Origin of the sequence: Zoogloea sp. LCSB751 (genome assembly GCF_002028455.1) — a bacterium.
Classification (GTDB): Bacteria; Pseudomonadota; Gammaproteobacteria; order Burkholderiales; family Rhodocyclaceae; genus Zoogloea.
In genome coordinates this window covers 38,231-56,843 of sequence record NZ_MWUM01000014.1, presented here as the reverse complement: position 1 = coordinate 56,843, position 18,613 = coordinate 38,231, and the positions used below count along the sequence as shown (strand labels likewise).

The window sequence follows — 18,613 nt, the reverse complement described above, 5'->3', positions numbered from 1 at the left end:
AGAGGCTATTTGTTCAGCGGCAGGACGATGGCCTTGCTCTGGTCGATCGTGAGGCCGACCACCGTCAGGCGGGACTTGTCGCCATTCAGCGTGGCAATGCCGTCGAAGGTGGTGAGCGTGCTGCCGGGGCAGCTCTCGACGAAGTGGGCCGTGTAGGCGCTGGCGCTCGTCTGCGCGCTCAAGGTGCCCGTGTAGGTGCAGCCCGTCGTGGACACGCCCGCAATGGCGCCGCTGCCTGCCGAGACCGACCAGCTCAGGGTCTGGGTGCCGCCGCCCGCGCTGCCATTCCAGGTGCCGACGATGTCGGCCTGGACGGCAGGCGTGGCCAGCGCATCCTGCTGGGTCAAGGCCAGTGCGGTGGTGCCGAGGCCGCTGACGCTGAGCGTCTTGGGCGATGTGCTGAGGCTGGCCTGCACGCTGCCGCTGACAGCGACCGGCGCCGTGCTGCCGCTGAGTGCGTAGATTTTTCCGCTGACCGCCGCCTGGCTGTCGATGCCGAGGACGTTCAGTTGCGACAGGTTCTGGGCCAGCACCCAGGCGGTGGCGGTGTTGCTGGCGCCGGGAAGGATGATGGCCGTGAAGGCGTTCGTCCCGCTGGTGGTGTTCCAGCGGCCCTGCAGCGCCGAGGTGTCCAGGCCGGTCGGTGTGGGGGGCGGTGTGGGTGTGGGAGTGGGAGTGGGCGTTGTGCTGGAGCCGCCTCCGCCACCCCCTCCGCAGGCCGCCAGCAGGGCGGACGTGCCAAGGGCCAGGGCGAGGTGGCGGAACAGGCCGGAACGGGAGCGTGTCGTCTTCATGGGCAAAAACCGGGAAGTCATGGATGTACGAGGCCGCGCTTCAGAACCAGAAGCCGCTGGCCGGCTGGTCGGCTTGAATGCCAACGATGGATAGCTGCATGTATGCCGCGGCCCCCGGATCGGTGATGACGCCATCGGCCCTGCCGTCGGCATCGAATTCGCCGCCGTCCTTGAGCTGGAAGTCCAGGCGCAGCTTGCCGCCTTCGTTGACCGTCTTGCCGCCATAGGCCTCGCTGGCCAGGTTGACCCAGGTGCCGGCGGCGTTTTTCTTCCAGTAGCCATTGACCCCCAGCGTGGGATCCACATACAGGCTGAAGCTCTCGGTCGTGCTGGCCGCGCCGACGTTGGCGCTGAAACTGATCAGGCCCAGTGGCATCGTGATGGCACTCGGCAGATCGGTCGGTGCATCGAGCTGCTTGACGTTGTTGAGGGTGGTGGCACTCGCCGCCGGCGTACTGGTGTCGACCTTGCCATCCTGACTGCTCGCCACGAGGGTCACATAGACCGGCTGGGCCGTTGCCGGCTTGGAAACGGCGGTGGGCGTGTTCAGGAAAACCACCGAAGTGACCTGGGACTGGGTGCTGTCCTTGATCCCGTCCCCGTTGCCATCGCCGGCGACCGGCGTGTTGTTCCCGCTCGAAATGGGCAGGCCAGGTGCGGCGTCTTCGATGGTCGGGGATACGCCGTCGTTGTCCTGCTCGACCGGGGGGGGCTGCGGGGTCGGCACCGTTGGCGTCGGGGGATCTGCGGGCGGGGCAAGGCGCGTCAATACCACGTCGTTGCCGGTGCCGCCGACATAGCTGATCTGGAAGGACGCGCCACCCGCCGTGAGCGTGCTGCCCTCGGCCAAACCGCTGAAGGTCCCGACGACCGCCGAACTGCCCTGGTTGTCGATGAGGGTCAGGTGGTCGCCGACGGTGGGTACATAGCCGGTCTTCAGCGTGAAGCTCAGCGTACTGCCGGTCAGCGTTACGGCGCCATTCTGCACCACGATCTGGTCATAGCTCGAGGCGCCGGCGGCGTTCATTTCCAGCGTGCCACCCACCACGAGATTGGCGCCGCTGTCGATTGTGAAGTGGCCGACGCCGTCGTTGGTGCCCGTGACGCCAAGGGTCAGCTTGCCGCCGGAGGCAATCGTCAGCGTGTCGTTCAGCCAGTCGGAGCCGGCGAGGCTGGCGCCGCTGCTCACCGTGATCTGGCCGTCGTAGCCCGTCAGGGTGTTGTTGGCATCCCCCTGTAGGGCCAGAGTGCCCGCAGTGACGGTGGTCGCACCCGCATCGGCGACGATACCGCTGTGGGCGAGCGTGATGGAGCCGCTGCCCGCCTTGGTCAGCCCGCCACCGTTAGTAATGGCCCCGGACAGCGTGACGTTGTCCGAGGTCTGGACGGTGGCACTGTTCAATAGCTGGATGGCATTGTCGATGGTGGTGGTGCCGGAAATGCTGAAGGCGCCGTTGTTGAGCTGGAGGCTGCCACTGCTCAGGGCGTCATCGCTGGCTACCGACAGGGTGCCCTGGCGGACTTCGATGTCACCGGACCACGCAGCCTCGTTGCCGGTGTTGGATAGAACCACGGTTCCGGCTTGGGACAGGTAGAGCTTTTGCGCGCCAGAAATCTGACCAGAAAGCGTTGCGGTACGGCCAGTTGCGACATCGAGCGTGGCATAGCCCGCTCCGGAAAGATCGAGCGCATTGTCGACGGTCGTCGTGTCGGTGATATCCAGGGCTGTGCCAGAGGCTAGTGATACGGTGCCCGCCCCTAGGTTGGCGTCAGCCGCAATCGACAGCGTGCCACTCGAGACGCTCGTGGTGCCGATGTAGGTGTTGGAGCCCAACAGGGTGAAGGTGCCGGCGCCAGTCTTGGTGACTCCGCCGGAGCCGCTGATCACACCGGAGAAGGTCGTGGAGGCGTTGCCGCCCCCGGTGGTCAGGGTGTTGGCGCCCAGCGCGACGGTGCCGGCCCCGGCGAGGGAGCCGACCGTCTCGTTGCCGCCGAGGGTCAGGGTGGCGCCCGAGGCCACGCTGACGGCACTGGTGTCGGCAATCACGTTGGCTGTGCCCGTGGTCAGGCCGCCGGCCGACACCGTCGTAGTGCCCGTATAGGTGTTGGCCCCGGACAGGGTGAGGGTGCCTGCACCTGTTTTTGTCAGTCCGCCACTGCCAGCCAGGACGCTGCTGATCGTGCTTGTCTTGCCCGCTTGGTTGGTTACGGTGAGCACGGTCCCGCTGCCAAGCGTGATTTGGTTGCCGGCCAGCGTCGTACCGCTGTCTACCGCATCGGTATTGACCGTCAGGCTTTCACTGATCGACACATTGCCAGCCAGTGTCGTACCTGTACTGGCAAAGGCGCTACCCAGTATCAGCGTCTGGCTGCCGGTGTTGTCAGCCGCAGCAATTGCCACCGCCTCGCTGAAGCTGACGCCATTGCTGACGTCGATGGTGGCCGTGTCGGTGGTGTTGGTGACGTAGATGGTGTCGCTGTTCACCGTGACGTCGGCGGTGGTTGAACCTGTGCCGTCGCTGAGCGTGAAGCGCAGGTTCGCATCACCCGCGGGAGTGTCGTTGCGGTAGAGAATGCTCTGGGCAACGGCATTGACAAGCTCCGTTGTGGCCGCCGTACCCGAGCTGGTGAAGTTGATGGTGAGTACACCCGCGCCATTGGAGAAGGTGGCGAAGGTGAGGCCACCTGCTTGCAGGTTGCTGCCGCTGACCGTGAATGGGGCCCCGGAAGTATTGAAGTCGAAGACGTCGGCGGAGACGGCCGCGCCGGTGTGCTGCACCGTCAGGCTGCCGCCCGCCCAGTCGCCGTTGCCGCCGTTGAGGGCGGAAAGCTCGGCGTCATTCAAGGACGTATTGGTACCCGCATCGAGTACGACCGTATTGCCAACGCCTGCCCACGTGACGCTGTCGGCGTTCAGGTTGGCGATGGTGGGGAGGGCGTTGTAATTCGAGACGGTGATGCCGTTGCCGGTTGCGTCGGCGACGAAAACGGCAGCGTCTGCGCCAGCGGCCCAATCCTCTGCGGCTGCCAGATTGTAGGTGGTGGAATCGGTGGAGCTGGTGCCGTTCTTGTTGAGGAGCTCGTTGATGGCCGCCTTGTCGGTGGCCGACAGCGTCAGCGTGAAGCTGGTGCCGCTGGTGATGTCGACGTTGCTGGAGTCGGTCAGCGTGTAGGTGCTGCCGCCTTCGCCGGTGAAGGTGAACTTGTTGGCGACGATGTCGTTGGTGGCGCCGGAGAGCTTCAGGAAGCCGGTTCCGGTGACGACCAGCTCTCCCGTGTTGGCATCGTAGGTGGTGCTGGTGATGGCGGGGACGGCGACGTTGCTGACAGTGATGCCGTTGCCGGTGGTGTCGGCGACTACCACGGCAGCATCGGCGCCGGCGGCCCAATCCTCGGCGGCGGCCAGGTTGTACGTGGTAGCGCCGCTGGAACTGGTACCGTTCTTATTGATGATCTGGTTGAGGGTAGACTTGTCGGTGGCGGACAGGCTCAGCGTGAAGCTGGTGCCGCTGGTGATCTCGACGTTGCTGGAGTCGGTCAGCGTGTAAGTGCTGCCGCCTTCGCCGGTGAAGGTGAACTTGTTGGCGACGATGTCGTTGGTGGCGCCGGAGAGCTTCAGGAAGCCGGTTCCGGTGACGACCAGCGCCCCCGTGCTGGCATCGTAGGTGGCGCTGGTGATGGTGGGGACGGCAACGTTGCTGACGGTGATGCCGTTGCCGGTGGTGTCGGCGACGACCACGGCGGCATCGGCGCCGGCGGCCCAGTCTTCGGCGGCAGCCAGGTTGTAGGTTGTGCCGCCGCTGGAACTGGTGCCGTTCTTGTTGAGAACCTGGTTGATGGCCGCCTTGTCGGTGGCGGACAGGCTCAGCGTGAAGCTGGTGCCGCTGGTGATCTCGACGTTGCTGGAGTCAGTCAGCGTGTAGGTGCTGCCGCCTTCGCCGGTCAGGGTGAACTTGTTGGCGACGATGTCGTTGGTGGCGCCAGCGCTCGACAGGAAGCCGGTGCCGGTGACGACCAGTGTCCCCGTGCTGGCGTTATAGGTGGCACTGGTGATGGTCGGTGCGGCAACGTTGCTGACGGTGATGCCGTTGCTGGTGGTGTCGGCGACGACCACGGCGGCATCGGCGCCGGCGGCCCAGTCCTCGGCGGCAGCCAGGTTGTAGGTGGTACCGCTGCTGGAACTGGTGCCGTTCTTGTTGAGAACCTGGTTGATGGCCGCCTTGTCGGTGGCGGACAGGCTCAGCGTGAAGCTGGTGCCGCTGGTGATCTCGACGTTGCTGGAGTCGGTCAGCGTGTAAGTGCTGCCGCCTTCGCCGGTGAAGGAGAACTTGTTGGCGACGATGTCGTTGGTGGCGCCGGACTTCGACAGGAAGCCGGTTCCGGTGACGACCAGCGCTCCCGTGTTGGCATCGTAGGTGGCGCTGGTGATGGTGGGGACGGCGACGTTGCTGACGGTGACGCCGTTCCCTGTGAGATCGGCAGCGGCAGACGCTGTGCTATCCCAGTTCGCGGCCCCCGCCAGATTAAAGTTCGTGCCACTTGTAGACGTGGTGCCGTTCTTGTTGAGGATGAGCTGCACGGCGGCCTGATCGGTCGCATTCAGTGTGACAGAGAACGCGGTTGAGCTGCTGGCTGTGACATTGCCGGATGTGAGGGTGCGGGTGGTGCCGCCTTCTCCGGTGAGAGTGAGTTTGCTGACGTCGATGGTGTCACCGGTGGTCATGTTGGCGCCGGTGACAACGAGCGTGCCAGTGCTGGCATCGTAGGTGGCGCTCGTTAGGGTGGGGGCGGCAGCGATAGTTACCGTGTGGGCTGTGCCGGTGAAGCCGCCCGAAATTGCATTGTGGTTAGATGACGTGTCCTGGATTCCTGTGCCGCTGGACTTCAGATTGATCTGAATTGTCCCGCTTCCTGTGATCGAATTGACTATCAGTGAGTAAGTGGAGCCCGAGCCACTCAAGCTTGAAATCGTTCCGCTCGCCGAACCCGAAGTAACCAGAGTGAAGTCGGATGCATTAACGTTCTGGACACTTTCGGAGAACACGACGGAGAAGGTCGCGGATGTCGCGCTGGCTGAATTCGAGGAACTGATGGAGTTGACGGTGGGGGCTGTTGAGTCTCCCGAGCATTGGGAGTCCTTGCTAGGATCAGGCATACCCCCGTTTGTGTAGTACTGATTACCCACACACCCCAAACACTCATCAATCCCCTGCATCCCCTGCACCGTAAACGGCAGTACCGTCTCGATGTTGCCAACCGCATATTCTAGATCCCAGTCGCCGCCCAGGCTCAGCGGGCCGGTGCGGTCGGTGGAGGCGGTGATGTCGGCGCCGTTCAGTGCGCTGGAGAGTGCATCGACGAAGGCGTGCCCGTTGTCGCCAGCGGCGACGGAGCAGCCGTAGAGCAGCAGGTCGCTGTCCGGGGTCAGGTGGCTGGCGATGGCGCTCAGAGCGTCGGACTGGGCCGCCAGGTTATTGCTGGTCAGTTGCAGGTCGCCCAGGCTGAGACGGCCGGTGCCGCCGTGGCTGACCAGGTGCACCGCGTCGAGGGTGCCGTAGCTCGACAGGGCGTCGGCAATCGACTCCAGGCCGTTGCCACCGGACGGCAGCAGGATGACCGGGATGTTCGGGTTGATGCCGGCGGTCAGGGTTTTCCAGTCGCTGACGCTGGCGTCGACGATGACGACTTCGCGGATCGGTGAGGTGCTCTCGGTCATGGGGTGCCTGGGGTCGAATGTTGAAAAATGTCAGGTGCGGGGCTTGTTCTGCGGTTGCCAGCCGGGAAAGTCCGGGGCCGGCTTGGGCGCGGCTTTCCAGGGGCCATCGGGCAGGTGCATGCGCCACTGGTGCTGTTCGGGCTCGCGGAATCCGGGAGTGTAGGGTTTGCGGATGCCGGGCAGGAAGGCGACGTCGTAGGTCTCGGTGACCTGGCCTTCGATGGTCAGCCAGTGGTCCAGCTGGCCGGTGTTCAGGTTGAATACCAGCAGGCCGCAGCGTTGGTAGAAGCCATGGTCCTCCAGCTTCTGGGCCAGGTTGATCTGCCCGACGAGGCCATTCTTGTCTGGCCGCAGGCGCGACAGGGCGACCACCGCGTGATCGCCGACGAAAGCGATGCCGCGGGCGAAGCCCTGGCACAGAACGACCGGCACGAAACGCTTGTTGTCGAAATCCACGTAGCCCAGCTGGGCTTCGCCGGAGTTGATGAGCCACAGCTTGCCGTCGTGCCAGCGCGGCGAATGGGGCATCGACAGGCCTTCGCACACCACTTCGTTGCTACGCATGTCGATGACGAAGCCGCCGTGGCTCTTGACGCCTTTCCAGCCGAGGCGGGTATCGAAGCGCCCGCAGATCGTGGCGTAGGCCAGTTCGCCATCGACGGCGCAGATGCCGTTGAGGTGACAGCGGTCTTCCGGTGCCAGCACGCTGATGAAGTCCGGTACCCACACCGGGCGGAAGGTGTAGTGCTCGTCCGGCGCGGCAACGCAGCTGAACTGGGTGTTGGCGTACAGAAAGTCGTAGTGCTGGCCCTGGAAATGCACGTCGGCCAGCACGTCGTGGGTGTTGCTGTTGCCGACCATGTAGCCCTTGCGCGGCATGTAGATCGCGTCGTAGTGCTGGCCGCGGATCTCGTCGGCGCCGGTATTGGAGAAGCGCCAGATCTGTTCCCGGTTGCCGACCCACAGCTTGTCCTTGTCGATGGCCAGGCCCATGGCGGTGCCGACGACCCGTTCCTGTGCATAGATGCTTCCGTCCGGCTGGCTGCCGAGGAAGAACAGGCGCCCCGTCTGGTAGGTGGAGAAGGCCAGCGAGCCGCCCGACTCGGCCAGCCAGCGGGCCAGCCCGGGGGAGGGGGTGAGTTGCGGTTTACCGGCGGCCCGGCGCAGTTCCGGGGACGATGTGCCGGCTTCGTCGAAACCGCTGCGCTGGTGATCTGCCGGTGTCCAGGCATTGAGCTGTAGGTCTGCCATGGGATGGATGCGCTAGATGTTGTCCAGATGGTTCACGACCTGGAGAGCGATTTCCGCGGTGTCCAGGTTGCGGGTGTCAAAGCGGAATTCGGGGGCTTCGGGGGGCTCGTAGGGACCATCCAAGCCGGTGAGTCCGTGGATCTCTCCGGCTTGGGCGCGGGCGTACAAGCCTTTCGGGTCACGTCGCATGCATTCTTCGAGGGGCGTGCTGAGGTGGATCTCGATGAACCGTCCAGGCGGAACCCGGTTTCTGGCCTGCTGCCGGTCAAGTTGGAAGGGTGAGACGAAGGCGCACACTACGTCGAGACCTGCGCTCCACATCAGGCGGGCGACTTCGCTGGCCCGCCTGATGTTCTCGCTGCGGTCGGCGTCCGAGAGCCCCAGGTCGGCGCACAGACCCTTGCGCAATTCGTCCCCGTCGAGAACGAAGGCTCGACGCCCTTTGTTCCTGAGGGCGGTGGCGAGGGCCTGGGCGAGCGTGGTCTTCCCCGCGGCAGGCAGGCCGGTGATCCAGTAAATTTGAGGTGAAGCAGCCATCCTGGGGGGTGCTGGGTACGGTTCAATGAGGGCCGGCATCGGGCTTCGGGAGCGTGGCTGCGGCGGTCGCGTGGCACGCTACCATGGTGGGCAGGCGTCGCCTGCGGGGCCATGGCGTCGGATTGTGACATAGGTTACGTTGATGAAAATGTTTGTAAATCTATCTATGAAAGGCATCTATGGGAGGCCCCGTTGATGGCGCATTCCGTTTGATCCGCCCCTTGTTGCCGAATGAGCCCCGCGTTGTCGATGAGGAGGCCGAGCAGGCGCTGACCGAGCGTTTCCTGTCGCCCGCGCTGACGGCCCTGGAGGCGCTGTTCCGGTTGGTGAGGGCGCAGGTCGACCCAGGCCTGCGCCAAGCGGGACAGCGCAAGAACGGCAAGGCCTATCCGCTGGGGTGGTGCCTGGAGATTTCCCTTGCGGTGCAGAACAGCCTGCAGCGGCTGCAGCCGGCTTCCCTGCCGCCGCTGCCGGCGCAGGGCTATGCGGCGCTGGCCGCGTTTCTGGCCCATGGAGGTCGTTTCCGCCAAGTGTGGGGGGATCTGCGCGGCGAGTATTTTCAGAACGCCTTCCTGGCGGGCACGCTCTATATCGATGCGTCCAACGATACCGTGGTGCCGACCAAGCCGCCCGTGGAGATACTGCCCCTGGCGCAGGCGCGGTTCGTGCCGATTGAGGACTTCGGGCATTTCGGCCGGGTGGCGTCGCGTTACTGGGGGGCGCAGGTGTTTCCCAATCATGTGCTGCCTTCCCTGGCCCCGTATTTTCCCCTGGTCACGGTGACCGCCGAGGGCGCCGTGTGCCTGCAGTCCGCGACCGACTACATGATTGCGCTGACCTGTTCGGCGGGATTCCGGCCCAGCGAAGACGTGCTGGAGGCGGCGCCCATGGATGGCGACCTGGCGGGGCGCCTGGCGCAGTGCCTGGCCAGAGTGCCGGCGATTGGAGTGGTGGCTGACCCTGCACGGGGCCGCGCGCTGGCCCTGGAACAGTGTCGGCAGTTGCGTGTCCAGGGCGCATCGCCGTCCGACGAGCATCGAACGACGGCATGCCGGACCATGTTGGCAGCCAACCAGGCCCTGGATGGCTTAGGGGCGGGCTTGACGTGATGGGCTTGCTGCAGCCCGGTTCCCGGAGCGTGTGATTTTCTTGTATCGGCAGAACGGCATCAACAAATGCCGCCGTTTGCCGTTAAGTCCCGGGCAGATGTCGCCGTGGGCGGCCGCTGACGCCTGTTGGTTGCCGGCTTGGGGCCGAAGGGGGCGGATACGTATGTTTGCAGAGGAAGAAGCATCATGAATAACCTGACGATAGGCAGGCGCCTGGCACTCGGATTCGGATTTGTGCTGGCGCTCGGCCTGTTCGTTGCCGGCGTGGCTTTGTACAACCTGGTGGAGTTGCGCGCCCGCTTTGGCGAGTTTGAAAGCCGGATGGTGGCGCGTGAGCGGCTTGCCTACAGGGGGCAGGTTGAACTGGGTAACGGAATCCACTACTTCAAGAACGCGGTGTTGCGGGGCGGCGATTATCCGCAGAAATTTGCCGGCAGCATGGAAACGATCGACCGCATTGCGGGCGAATACCGTTCCCTGGGGGCGTTGCGCTCCGAGGCTGAGTTGGCTCTGGACGAGATCGCGGCGGGTAGCCAGAAATACCGGACTGTGATTGCCCAGGTCGTCGACATGCGCGGTCGCGGTGCACCGGTGACCGAGGTGGACAAGGCGATTGCCGGTGCCGACAAGCCCATTGGGGCGGCTTTTGCAAAGCTCCTGGAGCTTCAGTTGCTAGAAACCCGGCAAGCCCAGCAGGCTTTCGACGCGGAGGTGACGCGTACGCTGGAGCTGCTCGCGGCGGCCACGACCTTGATGGTTCTGATCGGAGCGTTTGCCGCCTGGCGGATCAGCCGCAGTGTGAGCCAGCCCCTGGCCCAGGCCGTGGCAATCAGCCAGGCGGTGGCGGCCGGCCATCTGCCCGATCGGATCGACGTGGCAGGCCGCGACGAGACCGCACAGTTGCTGCTGTCCATGCAGCGGATGGTCGAGATGTTCAGGGGCTTCGCCGAGGCACAGGCGGAGAATGCCAGGGAGCATGAGGCGGGGATGGTCGAGCATCAGATCGATGCCGGGCGCTTTCCCGGGGTCTATGGCGCGATGGCCCGTTCGATCAACGGGCTGGTGCAGACCCACATTGCAGTCAGCCGGCAGGTGGTCGAGGTCGTCAAGCGCTACGCGGTGGGGGATCTGTCGGTGGACATGGAGCGCCTGCCTGGCCATCAGGTCCGCATCACCGAGGCCATGGATGGGGTGCGGGATTCGCTGCACAAGGTGAATGCGCAGATCCAGGTGCTGGTGGACGCCGCCGCAAACGGTGATTTTCAGGCCCGCGGCGACACGTCAGCCTTCCAGTACGAATTCCGGCGGATGATCGAGGGCCTGAACCGCCTGATGGGTGTGAGCGATGTGGGGTTGGGCGAGGTGTCGCGGATTCTCGAGGCCCTGGCGCGGGGCGATCTCACCCAGCGGATCGAAGGGGAGTACCGCGGTGCCTTTGGCCGTTTGCAGGATGACGCCAACTCCACGGTGGCACGCCTGCGGGAGGTGATCGGTGGTTTGCAGGGGGCTGCAGCGGCAATCAACACGGCGACCAAGGAGATTGCCGCCGGCAACGCGGACCTCTCGCGCCGGACGGAGGAGCAGGCCAGCAGCCTCGAGGAAACCGCCAGTTCGATGGAGGAACTGAACGCCACCGTCAAGCAGAATGCGGACAACGCCCAGCGCGCCAACCTGCTGGCCAGCCAGTCCAACGAGGCGGTGGTGCAGGGTGGGGCGGCCGTGCAGCGCGTGGTGGCGACCATGGCGGACATCCGCGAGAGCTCGGGCAAGATCGCCGACATCATCGGCGTCATCGACGGCATTGCGTTTCAGACCAATATCCTGGCGCTGAATGCAGCCGTCGAGGCAGCCCGGGCAGGAGAACAGGGACGGGGGTTTGCGGTGGTGGCGAACGAGGTCCGCGCACTGGCTCAGCGCAGTGCGGTGGCAGCGCGGGAGATCAAGGCGCTCATTGCCGTGTCGGTCGACAAGGTCGCTGGCGGTGCCGTCCAGGTGGACGAAGCGGGCGCCGCGATGCACGAGGTTGTGATGGCCTTCGGGCAGGTGGCTGAACTACTGGCCGGGATCAGCGAGGCGAGCCGGGAGCAAAGCCAGGGGATCGAGCAGGTTACCCATGCCGTTACCCGCATGGACGACGTAACCCAGCAGAATGCTGCGCTGGTGGAGGAGGCGGCGGCGGCGGCCGAGAGCCTTGAGGTCCAGGCCAAGGGCCTGATGGAGATCGTTGCCCGCTTCCGTTTGTCGGGCTCCCCGGGGGCCAGTCCAGCGCCGCTCGATCGCAAAGCGTCGTCTTCCCGGTTGAGGCGGGCGTAAAGGGCGGACCAGGCAGTAACCCTTGCATCTGCTTTGCCCGACTTTGCCTTTCGAAGCTCGGAGACGACGTTTGTATCGAGCAGATACATCAGGCGAGATCTGCCGGACGAAAGAGGGAGCCGCCGACGCGTACCGGCTCGAAGTCGATATCCCCGGCGTCGGGCTGGGCCAGCAGATCGACAATGCTGGGTTGCTTGGCCAGCAGCGTGCGGCAGGCTTCGACGGATAGCCGTACGTGGGAGGGGCGCCCGCGTCCGTGATGAAGACGGCGCCTTCGAGCGCGGCCCTTTTGACGCGCCCGACATCGTGGTTGAACTCCCGGCTCGAAAGGATTGTGTTCGGCACGTTCATCTCCGTTGTGTAGGTATGCTGCTACATTGTGCTTTGTCCTGCACAGGTCGCGACAGTTGCATCGGATCTTGTGGCGCTTGAACCCCAGCCACTCATGGCTCGCCGCCGGCCGATGCGTGGAGCTTGATCTTCAGCGCCTTGATTGCCTTCAGGATCGTCGAGAACTCAGGGGTGCCTTTGAAGACCCACGGGGTGAAGTAGCGGGCATCGAGGCCGGTGGCGCCCCGGCCCGATTTGGCTACAGCATGTTTAGCCTGTTCCTGATCGATTCGGCGTGCTGGCGGATGTCGGTCAGCGTGCCTTCATCAAAGCGGTCGAGCTGTTTGAAGACCATGCTGAGGCGGTGGTTGGCGCCAAGCCTGGTGCGGTTGCGGTCGAAAAAATCCCAGTACAGTGCGTTGAAGGGGCAGGCCTTGTCACCCACCCGGGCCTTCTTGTCGTAAGCGCAGCCCTTGCAGTAGTCACTCATGCGGTCGATGTAGGCGGCGCTCGACGCATAGGGCTTGGTGGCGAGCAGGCCGCCGTCGGCAAACTGGCTCATGCCCAGGGTGTTGGGCAGCTCGACCCACTCGAAGGCGTCGATGTAGATGCCCAGATACCAACGGTGCAGGGCGGCCGGATCGAGCCCGGCGAGCAGCGCAAAATTGCCGATCACCATCAGGCGCTGGATGTGGTGGGCGTAGGCGTGATCCAGCGACTGGCCGATGGCGTGGGCGACGCAGCGCATGCGGGTCTGCCCGGTCCAGAACCACTCGGGCAGCGGCTGGTGGTGTTCAAAGAAATTGTGTTCGGCGTAGCCTGGCATGCGCGCCCAATACACGCCCCGCACGTATTCCCGCCAGCCGAGAATCTGCCGGATGAAGCCTTCGGCCGCCGCCAGCGGAACCCGCCCTGCGGCATGGGCCGCGGCCACCCTGGCGACGACCTCGCGGGGGTTGAGCATTTTGGTGTTGAGGGCGAAGGACAGCAGCGAATGAAACAGCCGCCACGCCCGGTAGGTGAGGGCGTCCTGGAAGTCGCCGAAATGGGGCAGGGCTTCGGTGATGAACTCGTCGAGGTGGTGGAGCGCCTCTTCGCGGTTCAGCGGCCAGGCGAGGCGGTCGGCGTCGGGTTCGCCGAAGCTTTTTACGCCGGCAGCGACAATGCTTTGCCACAGGGCCGAGTGGTCGTACCGGGTGCGCCAGTCGGCGGGCTCGCGGGGCAGGCCGGGCCAGGGTTTGCGGTTGTCGTGGTCGAAGTTCCATTGCCCGCCCATGGGCTTGCCGCCGGCCATCAGCACGTCGTGGCGGGTGCGCATGTGGCGGTAGAAGTGTTCCATCAGCCACTGCTTGCGGTTCTCGAACAGCTTCGCGGCGTCGTCGCGGCCGGTGTAGAAATGTTCGCTGTCCACCATCGCTGCCGGAATCGCGAGCTGCCCTGCGTAGTCGGCGAGCTGGCGGTCAAGGCGGTATTCGTCCGGAGCCTGGTATTCGAGGCGGGTGGCGGCGTGCTGATCGATCAGCGCGTCGAGGTTGGCGGGCAGGCTGTGCCGGTTGGTCGGCTCGTCGATGGCCAGGTAGTGCGTACGGTGGCCCGCTTCGGCAAGGCGCCGGGCGAAGTCACGCATGGCGGCGAAGATGGCCAGGATCTTCTGGGCGTGGTGGAGGACGTAATCGGTTTCCTGGCGGACTTCCATCAGTACGTAGATCACGTCGGGGCGGGTTTCGTCGAACCAGCTGTGAAGCGGGTTGAGCTGGTCGCCGAGGATCAGGCGCAGGGTGGTCATGGGCGGCTCCACAGGGCGCGGTAGCGGCCGTCGGCGTCGTACTCGCGGGTTTGCTTGTCGGGGTTGAAGCGGCGTCCGCCGCGGGGGTCGGTGCCGTGGCCGGCGATGTAGAGCCAGTTTCCGTGGTTGCTGCACACGTCGTAGTCGATGAGTTGCGCCTCGAACCACGCCGCGCCGGCCCGCCAGTCGCAGGCGCAGTCGTGGATCAGGTAGCTGGCGACGATCTGCCGCATGCGGTTGGATAGGTAGCCGGTGGCGGCGAGCTCGCGCATGCCGGCGTCGATCAGCGCTTCGCCGGTTTGCCCCGTGCGCCAGCGGGCAAAGGCGTCGGGGTCGTGAGCCGGCGTGTGATGGCCGTTCAGGCCGCTGGCGCGGTAAAGGCGCCGGCCGTATTTGCGGTGCAGCAGGCGAAAGTAGTCGCGCCACAAGAGTTCGAACCATAGCCAGTAGCTGCCTTCGTTGGCGCCGTGTTCGGCTTCGAAGGCCTTGAGCCGGGCCATGATCTGCGGGGCCGACAGGGCGCCGGAGGCGAGCCAGGGCGAGAACTTGCTGGAATCGTCGATGCCGGCAAGGCGGTTGCGGGTGGCCTTGTAGGTGTGGGGCAGTTTGCGGTGCAGGTATTGGATGAGGTGGCTTTCCGCGGCGGTTGCGCCTCCAGCAAATGGAAAGGCCGAGCGCGGGTCGGGCGTGGTCGGGGCGATGGGGGGGGCGGGCGCCGGGCATAAACCTGCCGGCAGCGGTGGAATGCGCACCGGCTCAGGCAGCGGCGGGCGCGGCGCGATGCCGGCTTTCTCGACGGCCTGGCGGAAAGCGGTGAACACGTCGGGCAGGCGGTCGGAGGTAAAGGGCAGGCTGTCTGGATCGAGCAGGGTGGATTGCCAGTGGCAGACCACGTCGAGGCCGGTGGTACGCAGGGCGGTTATTTCGGCGGTTTCTTCGGGCGCGGCAATGGCTTCGCAGACGATCTGACGGGCGCCGGTTTGATGCGCCAGCGCGGCCAGGCTGCCCACCGGGTCGCCGTGCAGCTCGACGAGCGCACTGCCCCGCGCGTCGAGTTGGGTGGCCAGATCGGCGAGGCCCTCGGCGAGAAATTGCCGGCGATGGCGCCCGACGCGCGCGAAGCCCCATTCGGCGGTCTGCTCCGGCGCGTGGCAATACACCGGCACCAGCCGGCTGGCGGTTTGGCAGGCGTGGCGGAGCGCCGGGTTGTCGGCGAGGCGCAGATCGTTGCGGAACCAGTAGATGACGGTGCTCATGCTTGGGCCTTGTGGCGGCGACAGCGTTCGGAGCAGTACTTCACGTCGTCCCATACCCACGCCCATTTTTTGCGCCAGGCAAAAGGGCGGCCGCAACCCTGGCAGGGCTTGGTGGGCAGGTCTGATTTTTTGCGCATCGACATTCAGAAATCCAGATCCATTTGGTTGTTGATGGCGGCTCGCTTGCTGCGGTTTGGGACGGTCGTGCGTTTGCGCGAGCCGTGTTTTTGCACGATGGCGGCTTTGGCGGCACGGATGTCCGGTTGGCTCTTCAGTGCAAAGAGACGAGCCTTGGCGGAGCGGGTCGCGGTTTCCAGATCGAGCGGTGGCTCGGCGATGTCGCCGGGCCGAAGGCCGTGGCGGGCCTGCAAGTCGGCAGGCATGCGCCAAGGTTCGAATAGCCAGCTGTCGGGTACGCGTCGCAGGGCCGGCAGCCAGCGGCGCACGAAGTGGCCGTGGGGGTCGTGGTCGCGGGCCTGCTTGATGGGGTTGTAGATGCGCGGCACGTTGATGCCTGTGGTGCCGGATTGCATCTGCATCTGGCTCCAGTGAATCCCCGGCTCGTAGTCGAGAAACTGCTGCGCAAGCCACAGCCCGACCGGCCGCCAGTGCAGCCACAGGGGGTAAGCGGCCACCGAGACGAGCATGGCGCGCATGCGAAAGTTGATCCAGCCGGTTTCGCGAAGCATGACCACGCAGGCATCGACCAGCGGCCAGCCGGTGCGCCCGGCCCTGAGGGCATCGAAATGGCGCGGGTTCCAGTCGTCCTCGCGCAGGCCGTCGTAGCCCCGGTGCAGGTTGCGGAATTCGAGTTCGGGCTCGCTTTCGAGCTTCTGGATGAAGTGGCAGTGCCAGTAAAGGCGGCTGATGAAGGCGCTGATGCCGGCCTTGTGACGACTGGCCGAGGCGGGCAGACTGGCGCTTTTGAGGCGCGCTGCGTGCACGATTTCGCGCAGGCTGAGGCAGCCGAAGGCCAGGTAGGGCGACAGGCGCGAGCAGGCGGTGGGCGCCGACAGGGGCGACGAGATGCCGCCGCGGTATTGCTGGCTGCGCTCGCCCAGAAAATCGTGCAGCACGTCCAGCCCGTGGCTGCGCCCGCCGCGCTGGCGCCGGGGCGGATCGTGCGCGGCGAGGCCGAGGGCCGCCGCAGTCGGGGGCGGCGTATCGGGCCAGGGCAGGGGCGCAAAGCGCAGGTGCTGGGGCGTGGGCAGGCAGGGCTGGGCCATCAGGGCTTCCCAGCGGGCTTGCCAGGCATCGCGGCTGGCGAGGCGCCGCACCACGCCGAACTGGGGGAGTTCCTGCCAGTGCACGCCGTGGGATCGGCACCAGCGGCCCACCGCGAGATCGCGCTGAAACGTGAGGCTGTTGCCGGTTTCTTCGTGGGCAAACAGCGCGCCAAACGGCGCCGCGGTATGCAGACGATCCAGCACCTCGACCACGTCGCCCGTGACCACGTGCAGCCGTCCGCCCAGCTGGCGCAGCGCCCGGTACAGTTCGCGCAGGCTCTCGAGGATGAATTCGTAATGCTGGCGGGCGGCGTCCGGCGCCTGCCACAGGGCGGGCTCCACCACGTACAGGCACAGCACTGGCCCGCGTGCTGCGGCAGCATGCAGCGCGGCGTGATCATGAAGGCGCAGATCGCGCTTGAACCAGACGACGCTGTAGTCCATGACGCGCACCCGGCGAGTCAGGGGGCACCGAAATACTGCGCGACCTGCTGGGCTAGCGCCTGTCCGCTCAGCCATGCGCCTTCGACCTTGCCGCCATTGAGCCAGTCGCCGCACAGGCCGATGCGCAGCCCGGCGTCCCAGACGCAGCCCGCGTCGAGGGCCGAATCGGTATCGGCGTAGCGCCAGCGGTGGGCCGACCAGGCCTGTGGGGCGGGGCCGCCAAGTCGGCCGAAGGCCTGCAGCAGCGCCGTGGCCACTGTTTCCGGCGTCTCTTCGATGTGTGCTTCGCTCCATTCGGCGCTGGCGTGCAGCAGCCAGGTTTCTTGCGTGCCACGGCCGGGCTTGCTGTTGTCGCGGGCGACCCAGCGCAGCGGGCCGCAATTGACGAAGGCGGCGTCGAAAGAAAGGGCCACGGGGGCGTCGTAGCGCAGCATCAGCGCCCAGCTTCCGCGCATCACGGCGCCGGCGGCGATGGCTGCCAGATCCGGCGCCACCGCTTCCAGCAGTGGCACCGCCTGGGGGGCCGGCACGGCCAGCAGCACCGCGTCGAAGTGGCCTGGCAGTTGGCCGTGCTCGGCGGATGTCATCCGCCAGCCCGCTGGCACGCGCTCGAGTCGGGTGATGGTGGTTTGCGCCGTCAGCTGCAGGGTGTCGGCCAAAAAGCGGGCAGGTGCGGTCATGCGCGGCACGCCGACGAAGCGTTCGAGTCGCGTATCGCTGCGCTGGCCGTCGCCCTCGTTGAAAACCGCCAGTCGCATCGGCCACACGCCGGCTACGCCGGCAGCCTGCCAGCGCGCCACTTCGGCGCGAAAACCCGGATCGCGGGCGGTGAAGTACTGGGCGCCGTGGTCGCACTGCCAGCCGTCGCCGCGGCGGGTGCTCATGCGTCCGGCCGGACCTCTGCTTTTGTCGTAGACAAAAACATCAAAAGTGCTGTCGTGGAGATTTTTTGAGCAGGACAAACCTGATATTCCAGCGCCGATGACGGCAATCCTTTTGCTTTTATTCATTTTGTCCTAGACAAATTGGGTGGTGTCTCATGATACTAGGCAAGAGGAGGCGCTCAAAGAAGGTTCTTTGAAGGCGCTCGGAAATCCGGGAGTGGTCGTGGAAAAAATCGCATTGATTACCGGCGCAGCCGGCGGACTGGGCCGGGCCCTGGCTGCCGAACTGGCGGCGGAGGGCTGGCGGCTGATCGTGGTGAGTCGCGATGCCGGGCGGCTGGCCGAGGCTTTCGGCACCGTGCATCTGCACATCGAGGCCGATTGCACCAGCGTCGCGGGCGTTCAAAAGGTGTTTGAAGTAGCGGCGGCACACCAGATGGTGCCGGAAGCCCTGGCCCACTGCGTTGGCAACATCCGGCTGGGTAGCGTGCACCGCATGGCCGAGGCGGATTTCGACGATTGCCTGCGGGCCAACCTGATCAGTGCGTTTCACACGCTGGGCGGGTTTGTCGGTGCCTTGCGCAGCGCGCGTCGCCCTGGTGCAGCGGTACTGGTTTCGTCGGCTGCCGCGCAGGTCGGCACGCCCAACCACGAGGCCGTGGCCGCTGCCAAGGCGGGGGTGGAAGGCCTGGTGCGCGCTGCGGCGGCCAGCCATGCCGGGGCCGGCATCCGCGTAAACGGGGTGGCGCCCGGCATCATGGAAACGCCGGCCTCGGTTGGCATCATCGGCAGTGCCACGGCCCGCGAGGCGGCGGCCAGGCAATACCCGCTGCCGGGCATCGGCTCGCCGCAGGAAGTCGCCCGCCTGATGGCCTGGTTGCTGTCCGAACAGGCCGCGCGGGTGACCGGCCAGGTGTGGTCGATAGACGCCGGCTTTTCGCAGATCCGCCCCCTCGTCAAGTGAGCC

The 18,613-nt window shown here is 65.7% G+C and carries 13 protein-coding genes; 4 read left to right on the top strand and 9 right to left on the bottom strand.

Annotated features, from left to right (window positions below):
- Positions 1 to 5: 5 nt before the first annotated feature.
- From B4920_RS15985 to cysC, 4 genes are read right to left on the bottom strand one after another with little or no spacing between them, the layout of a single operon-like run.
- Positions 6 to 794, bottom strand: a complete 789-nt coding sequence (locus B4920_RS15985) for a hypothetical protein (protein ID WP_079435628.1) — start codon at positions 792 to 794, stop codon at positions 6 to 8.
- Between the two features lie 40 nt (positions 795 to 834).
- The gene (locus B4920_RS15980; RefSeq protein ID WP_079435627.1) at positions 835 to 6,510 is read right to left on the bottom strand and encodes a DUF4347 domain-containing protein; all 5,676 of its coding nucleotides are present in this window, start codon (positions 6,508 to 6,510) and stop codon (positions 835 to 837) included.
- A gap of 30 nt (positions 6,511 to 6,540) precedes the next feature.
- Positions 6,541 to 7,761, bottom strand: a complete 1,221-nt coding sequence (locus tag B4920_RS15975; protein WP_079435626.1) for a TIGR03032 family protein — start codon at positions 7,759 to 7,761, stop codon at positions 6,541 to 6,543.
- Between the two features lie 12 nt (positions 7,762 to 7,773).
- Positions 7,774 to 8,298: an adenylyl-sulfate kinase gene (gene cysC / locus B4920_RS15970; protein ID WP_079435625.1), complete on the bottom strand. Its 525-nt coding sequence runs from the start codon at positions 8,296 to 8,298 to the stop codon at positions 7,774 to 7,776.
- A gap of 209 nt (positions 8,299 to 8,507) precedes the next feature.
- Here cysC and B4920_RS15965 point away from each other — a divergent pair, with 209 nt between their 5' ends.
- From B4920_RS15965 to B4920_RS29515, 3 genes are all read left to right on the top strand, one after another.
- Positions 8,508 to 9,407, top strand: a complete 900-nt coding sequence (locus B4920_RS15965; RefSeq protein WP_139379524.1) for a hypothetical protein — start codon at positions 8,508 to 8,510, stop codon at positions 9,405 to 9,407.
- Between the two features lie 186 nt (positions 9,408 to 9,593).
- A complete protein-coding gene (locus tag B4920_RS15960; RefSeq protein WP_079435623.1) occupies positions 9,594 to 11,720 on the top strand; it encodes a methyl-accepting chemotaxis protein in 2,127 nt (708 codons plus the stop codon).
- A gap of 70 nt (positions 11,721 to 11,790) precedes the next feature.
- A complete protein-coding gene (locus tag B4920_RS29515) occupies positions 11,791 to 11,949 on the top strand; it encodes a hypothetical protein (RefSeq protein ID WP_161493313.1) in 159 nt (52 codons plus the stop codon).
- A gap of 360 nt (positions 11,950 to 12,309) precedes the next feature.
- Here B4920_RS29515 and B4920_RS15945 read toward each other — a convergent pair whose 3' ends face one another.
- From B4920_RS15945 to B4920_RS15925, 5 genes are read right to left on the bottom strand one after another with little or no spacing between them, the layout of a single operon-like run.
- Entirely contained in the window at positions 12,310 to 13,836 is a 1,527-nt protein-coding gene (locus B4920_RS15945) for a cryptochrome/photolyase family protein (RefSeq protein ID WP_079435622.1), read from the bottom strand.
- Entirely contained in the window at positions 13,833 to 15,092 is a 1,260-nt protein-coding gene (locus B4920_RS15940; RefSeq protein ID WP_216819887.1) for a DASH family cryptochrome, read from the bottom strand. Before B4920_RS15940 ends, B4920_RS15945 begins: the two co-directional genes overlap by 4 nt.
- Positions 15,089 to 15,235 (bottom strand): DUF2256 domain-containing protein, encoded by a 147-nt coding sequence (locus B4920_RS29755; protein ID WP_079435685.1) that lies wholly within the window; start codon positions 15,233 to 15,235, stop codon positions 15,089 to 15,091. The genes B4920_RS15940 and B4920_RS29755 overlap by 4 nt, the downstream gene beginning before the upstream one ends.
- A complete protein-coding gene (locus tag B4920_RS15930; RefSeq protein WP_079435620.1) occupies positions 15,236 to 16,762 on the bottom strand; it encodes a cryptochrome/deoxyribodipyrimidine photo-lyase family protein in 1,527 nt (508 codons plus the stop codon).
- 17 nt (positions 16,763 to 16,779) lie between these two features.
- Positions 16,780 to 17,772: an NAD(P)/FAD-dependent oxidoreductase gene (locus B4920_RS15925; RefSeq protein WP_079435619.1), complete on the bottom strand. Its 993-nt coding sequence runs from the start codon at positions 17,770 to 17,772 to the stop codon at positions 16,780 to 16,782.
- Positions 17,773 to 17,869: 97 nt separating this feature from the next.
- Here B4920_RS15925 and B4920_RS15920 point away from each other — a divergent pair, with 97 nt between their 5' ends.
- Positions 17,870 to 18,610: an SDR family NAD(P)-dependent oxidoreductase gene (locus B4920_RS15920; RefSeq protein WP_216819885.1), complete on the top strand. Its 741-nt coding sequence runs from the start codon at positions 17,870 to 17,872 to the stop codon at positions 18,608 to 18,610.
- Positions 18,611 to 18,613 lie beyond the last annotated feature (3 nt).